General features: G+C 71.2%; 19 protein-coding genes and 5 tRNA genes. 18 read left to right on the forward strand and 6 right to left on the reverse strand.

All coding sequences use genetic code 11. From position 1 onward, the window contains the following. Positions 1-219 precede the first annotated feature (219 nt). From N4G70_RS32840 to N4G70_RS32870, 7 genes are all read left to right on the forward strand, one after another. Entirely contained in the window at positions 220-909 is a 690-nt protein-coding gene (locus N4G70_RS32840; RefSeq protein WP_261716439.1) for a DUF4241 domain-containing protein, read from the forward strand. Between the two features lie 65 nt (positions 910-974). Further along, positions 975-1,694, forward strand: a complete 720-nt coding sequence (locus tag N4G70_RS32845; RefSeq protein ID WP_261716440.1) for an HAD family hydrolase — start codon at positions 975-977, stop codon at positions 1,692-1,694. Between the two features lie 89 nt (positions 1,695-1,783). After that, positions 1,784-1,855, forward strand: a tRNA-Gln gene (locus N4G70_RS32850). Positions 1,856-1,877: 22 nt separating this feature from the next. Beyond that, a tRNA-Glu gene (locus N4G70_RS32855) sits at positions 1,878-1,950 on the forward strand. A gap of 61 nt (positions 1,951-2,011) precedes the next feature. Next, a tRNA-Glu gene (locus N4G70_RS32860) sits at positions 2,012-2,084 on the forward strand. A 16-nt stretch (positions 2,085-2,100) separates the two neighbouring features. Next, a tRNA-Gln gene (locus N4G70_RS32865) sits at positions 2,101-2,172 on the forward strand. Positions 2,173-2,223: 51 nt separating this feature from the next. Continuing rightward, a tRNA-Glu gene (locus N4G70_RS32870) sits at positions 2,224-2,296 on the forward strand. A gap of 225 nt (positions 2,297-2,521) precedes the next feature. Here N4G70_RS32870 and ndgR read toward each other — a convergent pair. Then, entirely contained in the window at positions 2,522-3,238 is a 717-nt protein-coding gene (gene ndgR / locus N4G70_RS32875; RefSeq protein WP_189981172.1) for an IclR family transcriptional regulator NdgR, read from the reverse strand. 175 nt (positions 3,239-3,413) lie between these two features. Between ndgR and leuC the strand changes: the two genes are divergently transcribed. The 4 genes from leuC to N4G70_RS32895 all read left to right on the forward strand — a co-directional run bounded on the left by leuC (position 3,414) and on the right by N4G70_RS32895 (position 6,710). After that, complete coding sequence (gene leuC, locus N4G70_RS32880) at positions 3,414-4,838, forward strand: 3-isopropylmalate dehydratase large subunit (RefSeq protein ID WP_261716441.1); 1,425 nt, start codon at positions 3,414-3,416, stop codon at positions 4,836-4,838. A gap of 5 nt (positions 4,839-4,843) precedes the next feature. Beyond that, complete coding sequence (gene leuD, locus N4G70_RS32885; RefSeq protein ID WP_261716442.1) at positions 4,844-5,437, forward strand: 3-isopropylmalate dehydratase small subunit; 594 nt, start codon at positions 4,844-4,846, stop codon at positions 5,435-5,437. 239 nt (positions 5,438-5,676) lie between these two features. Continuing rightward, the gene (locus N4G70_RS32890) at positions 5,677-5,904 is read left to right on the forward strand and encodes a hypothetical protein (RefSeq protein ID WP_261716443.1); all 228 of its coding nucleotides are present in this window, start codon (positions 5,677-5,679) and stop codon (positions 5,902-5,904) included. Between the two features lie 143 nt (positions 5,905-6,047). Continuing rightward, complete coding sequence (locus N4G70_RS32895; protein WP_261716444.1) at positions 6,048-6,710, forward strand: HU family DNA-binding protein; 663 nt, start codon at positions 6,048-6,050, stop codon at positions 6,708-6,710. A gap of 96 nt (positions 6,711-6,806) precedes the next feature. On the opposite strand, the gene N4G70_RS32900 is transcribed toward N4G70_RS32895, so the two are convergent. Then, positions 6,807-7,010 carry a hypothetical protein gene (locus N4G70_RS32900; protein ID WP_261716445.1) on the reverse strand — a complete coding sequence of 68 codons (204 nt, stop codon included), beginning with the start codon at positions 7,008-7,010 and terminating at the stop codon, positions 6,807-6,809. A gap of 10 nt (positions 7,011-7,020) precedes the next feature. Further along, positions 7,021-7,644 (reverse strand): 2-phospho-L-lactate guanylyltransferase, encoded by a 624-nt coding sequence (gene cofC / locus N4G70_RS32905; protein ID WP_261716486.1) that lies wholly within the window; start codon positions 7,642-7,644, stop codon positions 7,021-7,023. A gap of 247 nt (positions 7,645-7,891) precedes the next feature. On the opposite strand from cofC, the gene N4G70_RS32910 reads away from it, so the two are divergent. Genes N4G70_RS32910 through N4G70_RS32920 form a run of 3 tightly spaced genes read left to right on the forward strand, consistent with a single transcriptional unit; the run spans position 7,892 to position 10,869 of the window. Beyond that, the gene (locus N4G70_RS32910) at positions 7,892-8,644 is read left to right on the forward strand and encodes a 1-acyl-sn-glycerol-3-phosphate acyltransferase (RefSeq protein ID WP_261716446.1); all 753 of its coding nucleotides are present in this window, start codon (positions 7,892-7,894) and stop codon (positions 8,642-8,644) included. Then, positions 8,641-9,654, forward strand: a complete 1,014-nt coding sequence (locus tag N4G70_RS32915; RefSeq protein WP_261716447.1) for an NAD(P)H-dependent glycerol-3-phosphate dehydrogenase — start codon at positions 8,641-8,643, stop codon at positions 9,652-9,654. Before N4G70_RS32910 ends, N4G70_RS32915 begins: the two co-directional genes overlap by 4 nt. Before the next feature lie 57 nt (positions 9,655-9,711). Further along, positions 9,712-10,869 (forward strand): D-alanine--D-alanine ligase family protein, encoded by a 1,158-nt coding sequence (locus tag N4G70_RS32920; protein ID WP_261716448.1) that lies wholly within the window; start codon positions 9,712-9,714, stop codon positions 10,867-10,869. A 108-nt stretch (positions 10,870-10,977) separates the two neighbouring features. Here N4G70_RS32920 and N4G70_RS32925 read toward each other — a convergent pair whose 3' ends face one another. Together N4G70_RS32925 and N4G70_RS32930 are read right to left on the reverse strand one after the other, a co-directional pair. Beyond that, entirely contained in the window at positions 10,978-11,454 is a 477-nt protein-coding gene (locus N4G70_RS32925) for a DUF3515 domain-containing protein (protein WP_261716449.1), read from the reverse strand. 20 nt (positions 11,455-11,474) lie between these two features. Continuing rightward, positions 11,475-11,708: an Lrp/AsnC family transcriptional regulator gene (locus N4G70_RS32930; protein ID WP_120721180.1), complete on the reverse strand. Its 234-nt coding sequence runs from the start codon at positions 11,706-11,708 to the stop codon at positions 11,475-11,477. A 224-nt stretch (positions 11,709-11,932) separates the two neighbouring features. On the opposite strand from N4G70_RS32930, the gene N4G70_RS32935 reads away from it, so the two are divergent. Continuing rightward, entirely contained in the window at positions 11,933-12,898 is a 966-nt protein-coding gene (locus tag N4G70_RS32935; protein ID WP_261716450.1) for a thiamine-phosphate kinase, read from the forward strand. Next, positions 12,895-13,701 carry a bifunctional hydroxymethylpyrimidine kinase/phosphomethylpyrimidine kinase gene (thiD, locus tag N4G70_RS32940; protein WP_261716451.1) on the forward strand — a complete coding sequence of 269 codons (807 nt, stop codon included), beginning with the start codon at positions 12,895-12,897 and terminating at the stop codon, positions 13,699-13,701. Before N4G70_RS32935 ends, thiD begins: the two co-directional genes overlap by 4 nt. 116 nt (positions 13,702-13,817) lie before the next feature. On the opposite strand, the gene rpmB is transcribed toward thiD, so the two are convergent. Beyond that, the gene (gene rpmB / locus N4G70_RS32945) at positions 13,818-14,003 is read right to left on the reverse strand and encodes a 50S ribosomal protein L28 (protein WP_003957616.1); all 186 of its coding nucleotides are present in this window, start codon (positions 14,001-14,003) and stop codon (positions 13,818-13,820) included. Between the two features lie 254 nt (positions 14,004-14,257). On the opposite strand from rpmB, the gene N4G70_RS32950 reads away from it, so the two are divergent. Then, positions 14,258-15,865, forward strand: a complete 1,608-nt coding sequence (locus N4G70_RS32950; protein ID WP_261716452.1) for a DAK2 domain-containing protein — start codon at positions 14,258-14,260, stop codon at positions 15,863-15,865. 255 nt (positions 15,866-16,120) lie between these two features. Then, positions 16,121-18,343 (forward strand): ATP-dependent DNA helicase RecG, encoded by a 2,223-nt coding sequence (gene recG / locus N4G70_RS32955; protein WP_261716453.1) that lies wholly within the window; start codon positions 16,121-16,123, stop codon positions 18,341-18,343. Positions 18,344-18,366 lie beyond the last annotated feature (23 nt).

The following is an 18,366-nucleotide window of genomic DNA, read 5'->3' on the forward strand; positions in this document are numbered from 1 at the left end:
CCCCTTTCGCGTGCCGTCTCCCCATGAAGCGGTGCCCAACTCACGCCCGGTGCGGGCCTCCCGCACGCCGTGGCCACCAACTCGCTTGAGGCACAAGGGCGTTGCCCGACGCCAGGAGTGAGCCCCGTCGTCGCCGCCTCCGACGCCGTTGTCGGTGGCCCGCGTTATGTTCTTCGGGTAGTGCCCCCAGCCATCGTCACGCCTCTCCGGGAGACCTCCATGCCCATGCCCGCCCCCGATTTCTCCTGGCACTTCACCGAGGGCAACACGTTCACCGAGGAGTCGGGCACCACCGGCACCCTCAGGGTGGTGCCCGGTGGGGAGCTGTGGCTGCATACCGGGCGGGTCATCGCCTGCGACCCGTTCGTCGCGCTCGGGGCCGGTGAGGCCGAGCCGTTCACCGCGTCGGTGGAGCCGGGGCGCTACCGCGTGGACGCGGCCGTGGCGACGCTGGTGCGCGAGGAGGAGCCCGAGCAGGACACCCCGCATCTGCGGGTCGCCGCCGCGCGGCTGGTGATCAAGGACGCCCCGACCGTGGCGTGGGAACTCGCGCTCCAGCCGGGCCAGGACCTCGCGGAGCTCGATGACGACGAGTTCTTCGGGTACGGGGTCGACGCGGGCACCGGGTGCTTCTACGACGCGGGGTCCGACGGCTCGTTCCCCGACTGCGAGGGCGACGAGGGCCCGCTGTGGGACGCCTTCGCCACCGCGCCCGACGTCTCGCCCGCGCCGGGGCCGCACACCATCACCGACCCCGCGACCGGCCACAACCTGATCGCCTTCACCTCGGGCTGGGGCGACGGCACCTACCCCACCTGGATAGGCCGCGACGACACCGGCGCGATCACCTGCTTCGTCACCGACTTCTTCGTCGTGCCCGCCGAGGCCCTCGCCCCCCTGGCGCCCTGAGGGCCCGCCCGGGCGCATGTGCCGGAACGCCCCCGCGTCCCGCGCGCGGGACCTAAGCTCGAAGCATGGCCATCCGCGCCGTCCTGTGGGACATCGACGACACGATCTTCGACTACGCCACGGCCTCCCGCTCCGGCATGCGCACCCACCTCGGCCTCGAAGGACTGCCCCGCGGCTACGCGTCCGTGGAGAGCGCCCTGGACCACTGGCAGGAGGTCACCGCCTACCACTGGGCGCGCTTCGCGGCGGGGGAGACGGACTGGGAGGGCCAGCTCAGGGACCGGGTACGGGCCTTTCTGGACGACGACATGAGCGACGAGAGCGCCGACGCCTGGTACGAGCGGCACGTCGCCCACTACGAAGCCGCCTGGAGCCTCTTCCCGGACGCCCTGCCCGTCCTGGACGTACTCGCCGGGGACTACCGGCACGCCGTCCTGTCCAACTCATCGCTGCACAACCAGGAGCGCAAGCTGCGCACCCTCGGTGTGCGGGACCGGTTCGAGGCGCTGCTCTGCGCGGCCGAACTCGGCATCGCCAAGCCGGAGGCGGCCGCCTTCCACGCCGGCTGCGAGGCGCTCGGACTGCCACCCGAGGAAGTCGTCTACGTGGGCGACCAGCCGGACATCGACGCACGCGGGGCGGTCGAGGCAGGGCTCAAGGGGGTGTGGCTGGACCGCTCGGGGGCGGGCGGGCGACCCGAGCTCGTCCGCATCACGGGACTCGACCAGCTCCCCGGCCTGCTGCGGCTCGATACCCGTTTTGGAGCGCCGGACACCTTCGGGTAATGTTCTTCCTGCGCCAAGGGGAACGGGAAGAAAAACCCCGAACCGACAGCGCAAGCCGAACAAGACTCCTTACGGGAGTTGCGTTTTGGTGGGCTATGGTGTAATTGGCAGCACGACGGTTTCTGGTTCCGTTAGTCTAGGTTCGAGTCCTGGTAGCCCAGCTCGCAGAGCTTTATCTGCAAGGCCCCCGTTGTGTAGCGGCCTAGCACGCCGCCCTCTCAAGGCGGTAGCGCCGGTTCGAATCCGGTCGGGGGTACAGATCCTTCCCGCGGGATCACCAGGGTCGCACCCGGTGAACTCGATGCAGGATCGCTAGGGCCCCCGTTGTGTAGCGGCCTAGCACGCCGCCCTCTCAAGGCGGTAGCGCCGGTTCGAATCCGGTCGGGGGTACTGGTCTAAACCACCATGGGCTATGGTGTAATTGGCAACACTACGGTTTCTGGTACCGTCATTCTAGGTTCGAGTCCTGGTAGCCCAGCGGGTCATGTCAGATCCTGGATCTTCCTCGAAGATCCGAACAAGCAGGCAGGCCCCCGTTGTGTAGCGGCCTAGCACGCCGCCCTCTCAAGGCGGTAGCGCCGGTTCGAATCCGGTCGGGGGTACGCACAGAGAATTGGCCCTCCGCATTGCGCGGAGGGCCTTTTCGTGTGCCCTGTGCCTCGGCCCGCGCGGCGCTGACTCCGCCCCGACTGCCCGGCCCCGCCCGGAGGTTCGGCCCGGACGGCCCCAACTCCCGCACCCCTGGCGCCCGTTGAGTGACTCCGGACACACCTCCGGCCCACCGCTGCGGCGTTGAAGCGGTGGGCCGGAGGTGGAAGCAGGGACGGTCAGCCGTTGCGGCGCAGGGCCTCGGACAGGCGGGCGGCGGCGTCGATGACCGCCTGGGCGTGCATCCGGCCCGGGTGGCGGGTCAGGCGCTCGATGGGACCGGAGACCGAAACGGCGGCCACCACCCGGTTCGACGGCCCGCGCACCGGCGCCGACACCGAGGCCACGCCCGGCTCGCGCTCGCCGATCGACTGGGCCCAGCCCCTGCGGCGTACACCGGAAAGGGCGGTCGCCGTGAAGCGGGCGCCCTGGAGGCCGCGGTGCAGACGCTCCGGCTCCTCCCAGGCCATCAGGATCTGCGCGGAGGAACCGGCCTTCATGGTCAGCGTGGAGCCGACCGGCACGGTGTCGCGCAGGCCCGAGAGGCGCTCGGCGGCCGCCACGCAGATCCGCATGTCGCCCTGACGGCGATAGAGCTGAGCGCTCTCGCCCGTCACGTCACGCAGATGCGTCAGGACCGGGCCGGCCGTGGCCAGCAGGCGGTCCTCGCCGGCCGCCGCCGCGAGCTCGGCGAGGCGCGGGCCGAGGATGAAACGGCCCTGCATGTCCCGCGCCACCATCCGGTGGTGTTCCAGTGCCACGGCCAGGCGATGTGCCGTGGGTCGTGCGAGCCCAGTGGCCGCGACCAGACCTGCGAGGGTGGCCGGACCGGACTCCAGAGCGCCCAGGACAAGGGCAGCCTTGTCCAGAACGCCTACGCCGCTAGAGTTGTCCATGCAACGATATTCGCGTCTCACTCTGTGAAACGCAAGTTCAATTTTCTCCGGAAGTCGTCAAGCTGTACTGGCGATCCGTACAACGGAAGCGCGGCTCTCGCCCGGGGCGTGCGGTACGGGCACGGGCAATCGATCTCTAGAAGTGCCGGCGACGACGCCGGCCGGAGGGAAGGCGATGGGTAGGACACTCGCGGAGAAGGTCTGGGACGACCATGTCGTCAGGCGAGCCGAGGGCGAGCCGGACCTGCTCTTCATCGACCTGCACCTGTTGCACGAGGTGACCAGCCCGCAGGCCTTCGACGGTCTGCGCAAGAACGGTCGCCAGGTGCGGCGCCTCGACCTCACCATCGCCACCGAGGACCACAACACCCCCACCCTCGACATCGACAAGCCGATCGCGGACCCGGTCTCCCGGATCCAGCTTGAGACGCTGCGCAAGAACTGCGCCGACTTCGGGGTGCGCCTGCACCCGCTGGGCGACGTCGAGCAGGGCGTTGTCCACGTGGTGGGACCGCAGCTGGGACTGACCCAGCCCGGCACCACCGTGGTCTGTGGCGACTCGCACACCTCCACGCACGGCGCCTTCGGCGCGCTGGCGTTCGGTATCGGCACCAGCCAGGTCGAGCACGTCCTGGCCACCCAGACGCTGCCGCTGGCCCCGTTCAAGACGATGGCCATCACCGTCGACGGGGAACTGCCCGAGGGCGTCACCGCCAAGGACCTGATCCTCGCCATCATCGCCAGGATCGGCACCGGCGGCGGCCAGGGCTACGTCCTGGAGTACCGCGGCTCGGCCATCGAGAAGCTGTCGATGGAAGCCCGCATGACCATCTGCAACATGTCGATCGAGGCCGGCGCCCGCGCGGGCATGATCGCCCCCGACGCCACCACCTTCGACTACCTGAAGGGGCGCGTGCACGCCCCCCAGGGTGAGGACTGGGACGCGGCCGTCGCGTACTGGAAGACCCTCAAGACCGACGACGACGCCGTCTTCGACGCCGAGGTCGTCATCAAGGCCGACGAACTCGCGCCGTTCGTCACCTGGGGCACCAACCCCGGCCAGGGCGCGCCCCTGTCGGCGAACGTCCCCGACCCGGCTTCGTACGAGGACGCTTCGGAGCGCCTGGCCGCCGAAAAGGCCCTGGAATACATGGGGTTGACCGCCGGGCAGCCGCTGCGCGACATCAACGTCGACACCGTCTTCGTAGGTTCGTGCACCAACGGCCGCATCGAGGACCTGCGCAACGCGGCCGCCGTCATCGAGGGCCGCAAAGTCGCCGACGGCGTACGGATGCTGGTCGTCCCGGGCTCGGTGCGCGTCGCGCTCCAGGCCATGGACGAGGGCCTGGACAAGGTGTTCACGGCCGCCGGCGCCGAATGGCGGCACGCGGGCTGCTCGATGTGTCTCGGCATGAACCCGGACCAGCTCGCCCCCGGTGAGCGCTCCGCGTCCACCTCCAACCGCAACTTCGAGGGCAGGCAGGGCAAGGGCGGCCGCACCCACCTGGTGTCGCCGCAGGTCGCCGCCGCGACCGCGGTTCTCGGCCATCTGGGCTCGCCCGCCGACCTGTCCGACGCCCGCACCCCCGTGGAGGCCTGACAACCATGGAAGCTTTCACCACGCACACCGGCCGGGCCGTCCCGCTGCGCCGCTCCAACGTCGACACCGACCAGATCATCCCGGCCCACTGGCTGAAGAAGGTCACCCGGGACGGCTTCGAGGACGGGCTCTTCGAGGCCTGGCGCAAGGACTCCGAGTTCATCCTGAACAAGCCCGAGCGCGAGGGCGCCACCGTATTGGTGGCCGGGTCCGACTTCGGCACCGGATCCTCGCGCGAGCACGCCGTATGGGCGCTCCAGAACTACGGCTTCAAAGCCGTGATCTCCTCCCGCTTCGCGGACATCTTCCGCGGCAACTCGCTGAAGAACGGGCTGCTCACCGTCGTTCTCGACCAGAAAGTCGTGGACGCGCTGTGGGAGCTCACCGAGCGCGACCCGAAGGCTGAAATCACCGTTGACCTGCGGGATCGCCAGGTTCGCGCGGAAGGCGTGACGGCCGACTTCGAACTCGACGAGAACGCCCGCTGGCGGCTCCTGAACGGCCTGGACGACATCTCGATCACGCTCCAGAACGAGCCCGCCATCGCCGCATACGAGGCCCGTCGGCCCGCGTACAAGCCGAGCACGATCCAGGCCTGAACCGCCTATTGACCCCCCTTCGGCTGCATCGCGCCCCCTGATTTCCGGATCGATTTCCGGGCGGGGGGCGCGTCGCGTTTTGGGCTCCGGGGGTGACGTCAACTAGCCTTGTGCGCAGGGCAGATGGCCGGATAGTCGCTTGCGCGATCGGGAGGTCGTACGGACGTCCAGGAGTCCCTGGATTCGCTCAGTTGCCCCCGCCGGAGGTGACAACTCGCCTCAGATGGCACAATCGACGCATGGAACGCGACAGCCAACTCGAGCTCTACGGGATGGTGGCGGACCAACTGAAAGAAGCGCACACAAGGGTGCGCGAACTGCAAGTCCCGGAGGGCGTACGGATGGCGCTGTCCCGGAAGCTGCTGGTCATAACAGGAGCTGCCAAACACGATCTCGCCGATGCGGCAACGCGTCTGGACCGGTTGATGAAGGACCTCGATGAGGGCCGATTCCCCGAAGGCGACTGAGCCGTAAGGAACTAGGCGAGAGCCGACTTGTTGCGGCACTAGGGTGATTAGCCCGTTTCGTGTTTGATTTGCGGTATATATCTGCCTAACGTGCGAAAAGGCCTGGACGCTTTCGCTCAGGCAATGTCTCCGAAGGGGAAGACGTGAACAAGGCGCAGCTCGTAGAAGCGATTGCCGACAAGGTCGGCGGCCGTCAGCAGGCCGCGGACGCGGTGGACGCGGTGCTGGACGCGATCGTCCGTGCGGTCGTCGCCGGCGACCGCGTCTCGGTCACCGGTTTCGGCTCGTTCGAGAAGGTCGACCGCCCGGCCCGTTACGCCCGCAACCCGCAGACGGGTGAGCGCGTCCGGGTCAAGAAGACCTCCGTTCCGCGCTTCCGCGCGGGCCAGGGCTTCAAGGACCTCGTCGCGGGCTCGAAGAAGCTCCCGAAGAACGACGTGGCCGTCAAGAAGGCCCCCAAGGGAAGCCTCACGGGCGGTACTTCCACCCGCACGACCGTGAAGAAGGCCGCGGCCAAGAAGGCCACGACCGCCAAGAAGGCCACCGCCAAGAAGACCGCGGCGGTGAAGTCGACGGCCGCGAAGACCACGGCGGCCAAGAAGACCACCGCGAAGAAGGCCACGACCGCCAAGAAGGCGACGCCCGCGGCCAAGAAGGCGACTCCGGCCAAGAAGGCCACGACCGCCAAGAAGGCCACCGCGAAGAAGACCGCGCCGGCCAAGAAGGCCGTCGCGAAGAAGGCGCCCGCGAAGAAGACCACGGCGCGCAAGACCACCGCCAAGAAGACCACCGCTCGCAAGAAGTAGTCCTCAGCGGCAAGGCTCAAGCGCCGGGCCGGGCTCCCCTCGGGGAGACCCGGCCCGCGGCCGTTTTCCGGCCAAGTCGCCCCGCGCGCGGCGGGCTCAGAACGTCTGGAGCGTCACCAGGGTGATGCGCAGCCCGTCTCCCGAGCCCTCGGTCTCGATACGTACCCGCTGCCCGGCCCGCAACAGCCGCAGACCGCCCGCGTCGAAGGCCGCGGCCCCGAAGTCCACGGGGGTGCCGTCGTCGAGCAGCACACTGCCGCTGCGGGTCTCGGAGTCGTATGTGTACGCGGTCGCCTGCATACCGGCCAGCCTAATGCCCCCGTACGGGGTCCAGGGCGCCCCGCAGCGCCGCGGTCGCCGGACCCACCCCCAGGGACAGGGCGGTGTGCAGATCGGCGCCCGTGTCCACGTCCGCGCGGACCGAGTCCACGCCGGCGAGCAGGATTTCACCGGCCCCCGAAGCCGTGTGGGCGGCCCGCGAAGGACCACCGAAAGCCGGATTCAAATCCTGGCCGGGCAGCGCCGAAAGGAAAGTCGTGCCGATTCCCGCGGCATCCGCGAGAAAAGCACGCGGAAAGCTCTCCGCGTCGGCCAGTACGCGGCCCAGCTCGGCCGGGCGCAGCGCCGGAAGATCCGCGTTGAGGGCGGCGACCGGGGCCCCGGGGCGCCGGGTGCGGGCCCGCCAGGCGCCGTGCGCCAGCGCCGCGTTGAGGCCGGCGGCGGGGGAGTCGGGCACGAGGCGCGCGCCGAGCGCGGCCAGTTCGGCGGCCGCCGACCGGTCGTCCGTGACGACCGCCACATCGCGCACCGCGGGACAGCGCAGCGCCGCCGCCACCGTGTCCAGCGCGAACGCCAGCGCCAGGCGGGGGCGGAGCTCCTCGCCGACGGCCGCTGCCAGCCTGCTCTTGGCCAGTGCCAAGGGCTTCAGCGGGATGACGAGGGACCAGCGGGCGGCTGTGGCGGTGTTCGTGGTGTCCCCTCCCTGCGGGCGCCGCTCCGGGTGGGCCGGGCGGCGGCGGGCTCCATTGTCCCCCGCCCGGAGGGCCGGTGTCCGGACCGGGGCGTACGGTGTTCTCGACAGACCAGGGGGCCGGGGCGACACGTGCCCCCGGCTGCCGCGCAGGGTCAGTTCCCCCGGGTCCCGCTGTGGCCCGGCCGGGGTCCAAGAGGAAGGTGTCCGAGTGTCCCGCCGCAGAATCGGCTTCTGGTACCGCCTGGCGGCGGTCATCTCAAAGCCACCGCTGGTCGTTCTGTTCAAGCGGGACTGGCAGGGAATGGAGAACATTCCGGCCGACGGCGGATTCATCACCGCCATCAATCACAACTCGTATCTGGACATGTTCTCGTACGGCCATTTCCAATACAACAGCGGACGAGTGCCCCGATTCCTGGCGAAGGCGGCGCTTTTCAAGACCCCCGTCATCGGCACCCTGCTGCGCGGCACCGGCCAGATTCCCGTCTATCGCGAGTCCACCAACGCCGTCGGCGCCTTCCGGGCCGCCGTGGACGCCGTCGAACGCGGTGAATGCGTCGCCTTCTATCCCGAGGGCACTCTCACCCGCGATCCCGACCAGTGGCCGATGACCGCGAAGACCGGCGTCGCGCGGGCCGCCCTGATGACCCGGGCGCCCGTCATCCCGGTCGCCCAGTGGGGCGCCAACTTGGCGATGCCGCCGTACGCCAAGGAGAAGAAGGTCCGCTTCTTCCCGCGCAAGACGCTCCAGGTGAAGGCCGGTCCACCGGTCGACCTCGACCGGTTCTACGACAAGGAGCCGACGCCCGACGTGCTCAAGGAGGTCACCGAGGTCATCATGGCCGCGATCACGTCCCTCCTGGAGGAGTTGCGGGGCGAGCAGGCCCCCGAGAAACCGTACGATCTGCGCGAGGTCCGCGCGCGCCAGCGCCGAGAGGCCGCCGGAGAGGGCACCAAGTGACACAAGGCACCACCAAGGCAGCGGTGTTCGGGACCGGTTCGTGGGGCACGGCGTTCGCCATGGTCCTCGCCGACGCGGGGTGCGACGTCACCCTGTGGGCCCGCCGCCCCGAACTCGTCGAAGCGGTCAACTCCACCCGCACCAACCCGGACTACCTGCCCGGCATCGAACTCCCCGCCTCCGTACGGGCCACCACCGACCCCGCCGAGGCCGCGGCCGGCGCCGACTTCACGGTGCTCGCCGTCCCCTCCCAGACGCTGCGCGACAACCTCGCCGCGTGGGCGCCCCTGCTGGCCCCCGGCACCGTGCTGGTCTCCCTGATGAAGGGCGTCGAACTCGGCACCGCCAAGCGGATGAGCGAGGTCGTCGCCGAGGTCGCCAAGGTCCCCGAGGACCGCGTCGCCGTGGTCACCGGGCCCAATCTGGCCAGGGAGATCGCCCACCGGATGCCGGCCGCGGCCGTCGTCGCCTGCCGCGACGAAGCCGTCGCCCAGCGCCTCCAGGCCGCCTGCCACACCCCGTACTTCCGCCCGTACACCAACACCGACGTCGTCGGCTGCGAACTGGGCGGCGCCGTCAAGAACGTCATCGGGCTCGCCGTCGGCATCGCCGACGGCATGGGGCTCGGCGACAACGCCAAGGGCTCGCTCATCACCCGCGGCCTCGCCGAAACCACCCGGCTCGGGCTCGCGATGGGCGCCGACCCGCTGACGTTCTCCGGGCTCGCGGGCCTCGGCGACCTCGTCGCCACCTGCTCCTCGCCCCTGTCGCGCAACCACACCTTCGGCACCAACCTCGGCAAGGGCATGACGCTGGCGGAGACCATCGCGGTCACCAAGCAGACCGCCGAGGGCGTCAAGTCCTGTGAATCCGTGCTGGATCTGGCCCGCAGGCACGGCGTCGACATGCCCATCACGGAGACCGTCGTCGGCATCGTCCACGAGGGCAAGCCGCCGGTCGTCGCGCTCAAGGAGCTCATGTCGCGCAGCGCCAAGGCCGAGCGCCGCTGACCGCGCCGGGCCCGCGGCCGTGGACCGGGCGCCTCGAACGGGTACTCTCAACGCGATATGAGCAGCGAGAACCTCCCCCAGAGCCCTGAGAAGCAGCTCCGCAAGCCGCGGGTGGCCGTCGTGTTCGGCGGTCGCAGTTCGGAACACGGCATCTCGGTCGTGACCGCGGGCGCGGTGCTGCGCGCCATCGACCGTACGAAGTACGACGTGTTGCCCATCGGCATCACGACGGACGGCCGCTGGGCGCTCACCGCCGACGACCCGGAGCGCATGGCGATCACCGACCGGCGCACCCCCAGCGTCGACGAGCTCGCCGAGTCCCCCGAGGGCGGCGTGGTGCTGCCCGTGGACCCGGGCAGCCGCGAAGTCGTCTACAGCGAGCCCGGCTCGGTGCCCAAGGCGCTCGGCGAGGTCGACGTCGTCTTCCCGGTGCTGCACGGCCCCTACGGCGAGGACGGCACCCTCCAGGGCCTCCTGGAACTCTCCGGCATCCCCTACGTCGGCGCGGGCGTCCTCGCCTCCGCCGTCGGCCAGGACAAGGAGTACATGAAGCGCGTCTTCACCTCCTTCGGGCTGCCCGTCGGCCCCTACCTCGTGGTGCGTCCGCGCGAGTGGGAGCAGGACGAGAAGGGCGCCCGCCAGCGCATCGCCGACTTCGCCGGTGAGCACGGCTGGCCGCTGTTCATCAAGCCCTCCCGGGCCGGCTCCTCGTTCGGCATCACCAAGGTGGACTCCTTCGAGGGCCTGGACGAGGCCATCGCCGAGGCCCGCCGCCACGACCCCAAGTTCCTCGTCGAGTCGCTGCTGCGCGGCCGCGAGATCGAGTGCGGGGTCCTGGAGTTCGAGGACGGGCCGCGGGCGAGCGTGCCCGCCGAGATCCCGCCGGTGACCGCCCACGAGTTCTACGACTTCGAGGCCAAGTACATCGACTCGGCGGCCGGCCTCGTGCCCGCGCCGATCGGCGACGAGGCCACCGCCGAGGTGCAGCGCCTGGCCGTCGCGGCCTTCGAGGCCGCCTCCTGCGAGGGCCTGGTCCGCGCGGACTTCTTCCTCCAGGACGACGGCGGGTTCGTCATCAACGAGATCAACACGATGCCGGGCTTCACGCCGATCTCGATGTACCCGCGCATGTGGCAGGAGAGCGGCGTCGAGTACGCGGACCTGGTCGACAAGCTCATCCAGGCGGCGCTGCGCCGGCCCACGGGCCTGCGCTGAGCGCTTCGCGGCACAACGGCGGGAGCGGGGCGGGCGGGGGAGGCCGATGCCCGGCGGCCGCCCGCACCCCGCGAAGCCGCGCGGCACGTGCCGGACGTGCCGGTCCCGTCAGACGGTCTTGGGGATGGCCTCGTCCACGGGGGTGGCGAAGGCCTGGAGCAGGGACGCGTCGTTGGTGTACCGGGTCCCCGTCAGAATCTCCACGTAGGGGTCCCGGTACTGGGTGATGAAGCGGGGGCCCTGGTCACGCTTCTGCACCGTCCAGTCGACGCCGCCCACACCGATGCCCGGAAGCGTCGGATCCGACATCTCCTCGGGGCGCGGGATCCCGCAGCGCAGTACGATCTCCGCGTCCCCGTCCCCCCAGCGGGCCGTCAGCGGCGAGTTCGGGGTGGGGTCGTGCCGCTTCTGTCTGGCCACGGTGTCGGGCAGGAGTCCGTCCAGGGCCGTGCAGGCGGCGGCCTCCTTCGCGGGGGGCGAGGGAACCGCCACCTTCGCGGTGGCGTCGGACGAAGAACAGCCCGCGGCCGCCAGGACGGCGACCGCGGGCAGGACGAGCAGCGGCCGGCGGCGAGAGAAAGTCACCGGCCCAGGGTAAGCGGGGGCTACAGATGGACGACCGGGCAGGTCAGCGTTCTTGTGATGCCGTCCACCTGCTGGACCTTGGCGACCACCATGCGACCGAGTTCGTCGACCGTCTCGGCCTGGGCCCGCACGATCACGTCGTAGGGCCCGGTCACGTCTTCGGCCTGGATGACTCCCGCGAGCTCTGCGATGGCCTCGGCGACTGTCGACGCCTTGCCCACCTCGGTCTGAATGAGGATGTACGCCTGTACCACGGAACCTCCAGGGCGGCCACGAGGATCATGTGGGGGAGAGAAAGAGACGCCACGGTACCGCGTCGCCCCGCGCGACGGGGAGACCCGCGCGACCGGCCGCTCGAGCCGCGCGGCGAGAGCGGCCACGAAGTTGACGTATGTGTTGACGGTACCCACGCCCGTGACGGCTCGCGACCGCAAGCGCACGGGGGCAGAAGAGGTACGAAGATGAGAGGTGGAACACGGTGAAAGGCACTGTGGGCGAGTTGGGGGAGTTCGGGCTCATCAGGGAGCTGACCTCCCGGCTCACCTCCACCCCCGCGGTCCGGCTGGGGCCGGGCGACGACGCCGCGGTCGTGACCGCACCCGACCGCAGGGTGGTCGCCAGCACGGACATCCTCCTGGAGGGCCGGCACTTCCGCCGCGACTGGTCGACGGCGTACGACGTGGGGCGCAAGGCCGCCGCGCAGAACTTGGCCGACATCGCCGCCATGGGCGCGGTGCCGACCGCGGTGCTGCTCGGCCTGGTGGTGCCGGCCGAGCTGCCGGTCACCTGGCCCACCGAGCTGATGGACGGCATCCGCGACGAGTGCCAGGTGGCGGGCGCTGCCGTGGTCGGCGGCGATGTGGTGCGCGGGGACACCATCACCGTGGCGATCACCGCGCTCGGCGACCTGCGCAACCACGAGCCGGTGACCCGGGCCGGCGCCCAGCCCGGCGACGTCGTGGCCGTGACGGGCTGGCTCGGCTGGTCGGCGGCGGGCTACGCGGTCCTCTCGCGCGGCTTCCGTTCACCGCGCGCCTTCGTCGAGGCGCACCGGCGCCCCGAACCCCCGTACCACGCGGGCCCCGCGGCGGCCGGGCTCGGCGCCACCGCCATGACCGACGTCAGCGACGGCCTGGTCGCCGACCTCGGCCACATCGCCGAGGCCAGCAAGGTCCGCATCGATCTGCGCTCCGGTCTCATCGACATCCCGACGCAGATGAGCGACATCGGCCAGGCCGTGGGCGTCGACCCGTTGCAGTGGGTGCTCACCGGCGGCGAGGACCACGCGATCGTGGCGACGTTCCCGCCGGACGTGAAGCTGCCCGCCCGCTGGAGGGTCATCGGCGAGGTCCTCAACCCGTCCGCGCTGCCCACCGTCACCGTGGACGGGGCGCCCTGGACCAGCAAGGGCGGCTGGGACCACTTCGGGGACGATCCCGAGTGATCCCCACCGTGCTCACCGTCGCCGGATCCGACTCCGGCGGCGGCGCGGGCATCCAGGCCGACCTCAAGACGATGCTGGCGCACGGCGTGCACGGCATGAGCGTGATCACCGCCGTCACCGCGCAGAACTCGCTGGGCGTCCAGGGCGCCTGGGAGCTGCCGGTGGAGGCGGTGCGGGCCCAGTACCGGGCCGTCGTCGACGACATCGGCGTCCAGGCCGTCAAGACCGGCATGCTGTCATCGGCGGCCCTGGTGGAGGCGGTCGCCGAGCTGCTCGCCGCCACCGCGGCCCCCGTCGTCGTGGACCCGGTGGGCGTCTCCAAGCACGGCGACCCGCTGCTCGCCGCCGAAGCCCTCGACTCCGTACGCACCCGGCTGCTGCCCGCCGCGACCGTCGCCACCCCCAACCTGGACGAGGTGACCCAGCTCACCGGCGTCCTGGTCGAGGACGAGGACGGGATGCGGCGCGCGGCCGGCGCGATCCTGGAGTTCGGGCCGCGATGGGCGCTGATCAAGGGCGGCCACCTGCCCGGGGACCCAGGGCGGGCGGGCGGGAACCAGGCCGTCGATCTGCTCACCGACGGCACCGAGGAGCACTGGCTGCGGGCGCCGCGCCTGGACAACCGGCACACTCACGGCACGGGCTGCACGCTGGCCTCGGCCATCGCCTCGGGCCTCGCCCGGGGGCTCGCGGTCCCGGAGGCGGTCGGCGCCGCCAAGGAGTACGTCACCGGCGCCATCGCCGCCGGGTTCGCGCTCGGCGCGGGGATCGGTCCGGTCGACCACGGCTGGCGCTTTCGCTGATCGGTCGATCAAGTCGATCAAGGGGGCCGTGCCCGGGTACGGCAAAAAGCCGGTCCACCGAGGTGGACCGGCTTTTCAAGGCAACCGCAGGGGCTGCGCTACGACAGACGTCGCAATTAGCGCGAGACCTTGCCGGCCTTGATGCACGAGGTGCAGACGTTGAGCCGCTTCGGCGTCCGACCGACCACGGCACGCACGCGCTGGATGTTCGGGTTCCAGCGACGGGACGTACGGCGGTGCGAGTGCGAAATGTTGTTGCCGAAGCCCGGCCCCTTGCCGCAGACGTCGCAGTTGGCAGCCACGGGTCACTCCAAAAGCTTCAGATGCATTAAATGCACTTACAGTGAAATCCGGCGCACCGGAATCAGAGATCTGAAGTGGCTTGCCGGGGGAATTGGCCCGACTCTCGCCGGGCAACCGAAGCAGCATACAACGCCTGCTCCGGAGATACGAAACTACCACGGTCTCGGCCGCCCCCGCCCCGGCCCCCGGCCCGGGCCCCCGCCGGGTCTACCCTGCGCTTCATCCGCTCGCCGTCCGCAAGGAGGACCACCAGGTGCCGCAGACCCTCGATGCCGTCGCGGTACGCGGCTGGTGCGCGCTGGCGCTGGACGCGCTGGGCCGGGACCGCGAGGCGATCGACGCGATCAACGTGTATCCGGTCGCGGACGGGGACACCGGCACGAACCTCTACCTGACGATGGAGTCCGCCGCCCAGGCCGTCGAGGCCGTCTTCGCCGCCTACCCCGAACCCCCGGTGTACGACGGCGTCCCGCCCACCGCCGATGTCGTACGGGCCATGGCGCACGGCGCGCTGATCGGCGCCCGCGGCAACTCCGGCACGATCCTGGCCCAGCTCCTGCGGGGCATGGCGGAAGTCGTCGCGGCCGGCGACGGCGATCTGGCCGAGGCGCTGGGCAGGGCCGCCTCCGCGGCCTATCGGGCGGTCGCCCACCCCGTCGAGGGCACCGTCCTGACCGTGGCCACCGCCGCGGCGAAGGCGGCCCGCAACGCCGACGGCACTCCGGCGGCGGTGGCCCAGGCCGCCTACGCGGGCGCCCGTGACGCCCTGGACGCGACGCCCTCCCAGCTGGCCGCGCTCGGCCGGGCCGGCGTGGTGGACGCGGGCGGGCGGGGCCTGGTGACCGTGCTCGGCGCCCTGGTCCAGGCCCTCTCCGGAGAGGCTCCCGTGGTGCGCGGCGAGGCTTTGGTACCCGTGCCGGCGGGGGACTGCCCGGCCGAGGCCGCCGCCGCGGGCCCCGCCTTCGAGGTGATCCACCTCCTGGAGGCCGACGACGCGGCGGTGGACCGGCTGCGGGCCAAGCTCGACCGGCTCGGCGACTCACTGGTCATCGTCGGCGGCGACGGGCTGTGGAACGTCCACGTCCACGTCGACGACGCCGGGGCCGCAGTGGAGGCCGCCGTGGAGGCGGGCCGGCCCTACCGGATCCGCATCACGCACTTCGCGCAGCAGGCCGCCGTCGAGCCGCCCAGGGAACAGGTCCAGCGGGCCGTCGTCGCCGTCGTGCCCGGCGAGGGGCTGGCCGCGCTGTGCGCCGAGGCCGGTGCGACGACCGTGCTGACCCGCCCCGGCGAGGCCCCGGCCAGCGGGGAACTCGTCGAGGCGATCCGGCGCGCGCACGCCCGCGAGGTGGTACTGCTGCCCAACGACGCCGAGCTGCGCCACACGGCCGCGGCCGCCGTCGAGCAGGCCAGGGCCGAGGGGATCCGCGTCGCGCTCATCCCGACCAGGGCCGCCGTCCAGGGCATCGCGGCGCTCGCCGTGCACGCCCCCGACCGGCGCTTCGACGAGGACGTCGTCGCGATGACCTCCGCCGCCGGCGCGACCCGGCACGCCGAACTGGCCGTCGCCGAACGGCAGTCGTGGACGATGGCCGGTGTCTGCCAGGCCGGTGACGTCCTCGGCCTCATCGACGGCGACGTCGTCGTCATCGGCCAGGACCTGGCCGGCACCGCCCGCACCGTCCTCGACCGGATGCTGGCGGCGGGCGGCGAACTGGTCACCCTGGTCCTGTCCGCCGACGCCCCGCCGGACCTGGCCGCCACCCTCGAAAACCACGTCGGCAAGGCCCACTTGGCGGTCGACACCGTCGTGTACGAGGGCGGCCACCAAGGGGTCCCGCTGTTCATCGGCGTGGAGTAGCAACACCCTTGGCGGGGGCGGTCGTTGAGGATGGCCGTCGGAGGCTGCCGGGCTCATGCGCCCCGCCGCCCAGGGCCGCCGCCGTCGCCCCGGCCGCCCGCCTCCGCGGCGCCGGTGGGGGCGCGGGTAGAGCGGATCCCGTACGAGGGGAGGCGGCGGCCGGAGTGGGGGAGGGCGTCGTCCTGGGGCCGGCGGCGCGGGTGTGACCAGCGGTTATCCACAGGCTTTGGCGGGCTGTCAGTCCGGTGGTGTGCAATGGATCGCGTGCCTGCGCTCGAAGAACCACTGAAGAACCTGCTCGGCGGACCCACCGCGAAGGTGATGGCCGAGCACCTCGACCTGCACACGGTCGGCGACCTCCTGCACCACTACCCGCGGCGGTACGAGGAGCGGGGCCAGCTCACCAAGCTGGCCGAGCTGCCCCTGGACGAGGACGTCACGGTCGTCGCCCAGGTCGCCGACGCGCGGGTGCACACCTTCAACGGAGGACGCGGCCAGCGCCTGGAGATCACCATCACCGATGGCAGCGGCCGGCTCCAGCTGGTGTTCTTCGGGCGCGGCATCCACAAGCCGCACAAGGAACTGCTGCCCGGCAGCCGGGCGATGTTCGCCGGCAAGGTGTCGATGTTCAACCGGCGCATGCAGCTCGCCCACCCCACCTACGCCAAGCTCGGCACGGACGCGGCCGAGGACGGCGACGCCGTGGACATCGACTCGTGGGCGGGCGCCCTGATCCCGATCTACCCGGCCTGCAAGGGGCTGGAGTCCTGGAAGATCGCCAAGGCGGTCGACGCGGTCCTGCCCAGCGCCCAGGAGGCCGTCGACCCGCTCCCGGAAGCTCTGCGCGAGGGCCGCGGCTTCGTCTCGCTGCCCGAGGCCCTGCTCAAGGTCCACCGGCCGCACAGCAGGGCCGACATCGAGGACGCGCGCGAGCGCCTGAAATGGGACGAGGCCTTCGTCCTCCAGGTGGCCCTCGCCCGCCGCCGCCACGCGGACGGTCAACTCCCGGCCGTGGCAAGGCGACCCGCCCCCGGCGGCCTGCTCGACGCCTTCGACGCCAACCTCCCCTTCACCCTCACCGAGGGCCAGGAGAAGGTCTCCGAGGAGATCTTCGACGACCTGGCCACCGAACACCCGATGCACCGGCTGCTCCAGGGCGAGGTGGGCTCGGGCAAGACGATGGTCGCGCTGCGCGCCATGCTCGCCGTCGTCGACTCCGGCGGACAGGCCGCGATGCTCGCGCCCACCGAGGTCCTCGCCCAGCAGCACCACCGCTCCATCACCGAGATGATGGGCGACCTCGCCCAGGGCGGCATGCTGGGCGGCGCCGAGCTGGGCACCAAGGTCGTCCTGCTCACCGGCTCCATGGGGACGCCCGCCCGGCGCCAGGCCCTGCTCGACCTGGTCACCGGCGAAGCGGGCCTGGTCATCGGCACCCACGCCCTGATCGAGGACAAGGTGCGCTTCCATGACCTGGGCCTGGTCGTCGTCGACGAACAGCACCGCTTCGGCGTCGAGCAGCGCGACGCCCTGCGCGGCAAGGGCAAACAGCCCCCGCATCTGCTCGTCATGACGGCCACCCCCATCCCGCGCACGGTCGCCATGACGGTCTTCGGCGACCTGGAGACCTCGGTCCTCGACCAACTGCCCGCCGGGCGCTCGCCCATCGCCAGCCATGTCGTCCCCGCCCAGGACAAGCCGCACTTCCTGGCCCGCGCCTGGGAACGGGTCCGCGAGGAGGTCGACAAGGGACACCAGGCGTATGTGGTGTGCCCGCGCATCGGGGACCTGGCCGAGGACGGGGAGGAGGCGAAGTCCGCCAAGGGCAGGAAGAAGGCCGAGGAGGCCGAGACCGCCGACAAGCGGCCGCCGCTCGCCGTCATCGAGATCGCCGACCAGCTCTCCAAGGGGCCGCTCCAGGGGCTGCGCACCGAGATCCTGCACGGCAGGATGCAGCCCGACGACAAGGACGACGTGATGCGCCGGTTCGGCGCCGGCGAGGTGGATGTGCTGGTCGCCACCACCGTCATCGAGGTCGGCGTGAACGTGCCGAACGCCACCGCGATGGTGATCATGGACGCCGACCGGTTCGGCGTCTCCCAGCTCCACCAGCTCCGCGGCCGCGTCGGCCGGGGCTCCGCTCCGGGCCTGTGCCTGCTCGTCACCGACATGCCGGAGGCGAGCCCCGCCAGGGCCCGGCTCAACGCCGTCGCCTCCACCCTCGACGGCTTCGAGCTCTCCCGCATCGACCTCGAACAGCGCCGCGAGGGCGACGTGCTCGGCCAGGCCCAGTCCGGGGTGCGCTCCTCGCTGCGGATGCTCACCGTGATCGACGACGAGGAGGTCATCGCCGCCGCCCGCGAGGAGGCCGCCGCGGTCGTCGCCGAGGACCCCGACCTCGACCGCCTGCCGGGCCTTCGCACGGCTTTGGACGCCCTGCTGGACAAGGACCGCGAGCAGTACCTCGACAAGGGCTGAGAGACTGGGGCGAGCACATCCGA

The sequence above is a fragment of the Streptomyces sp. ASQP_92 genome (assembly GCF_025399895.1).
GTDB lineage: Bacteria > Actinomycetota > Actinomycetes > Streptomycetales > Streptomycetaceae > Streptomyces.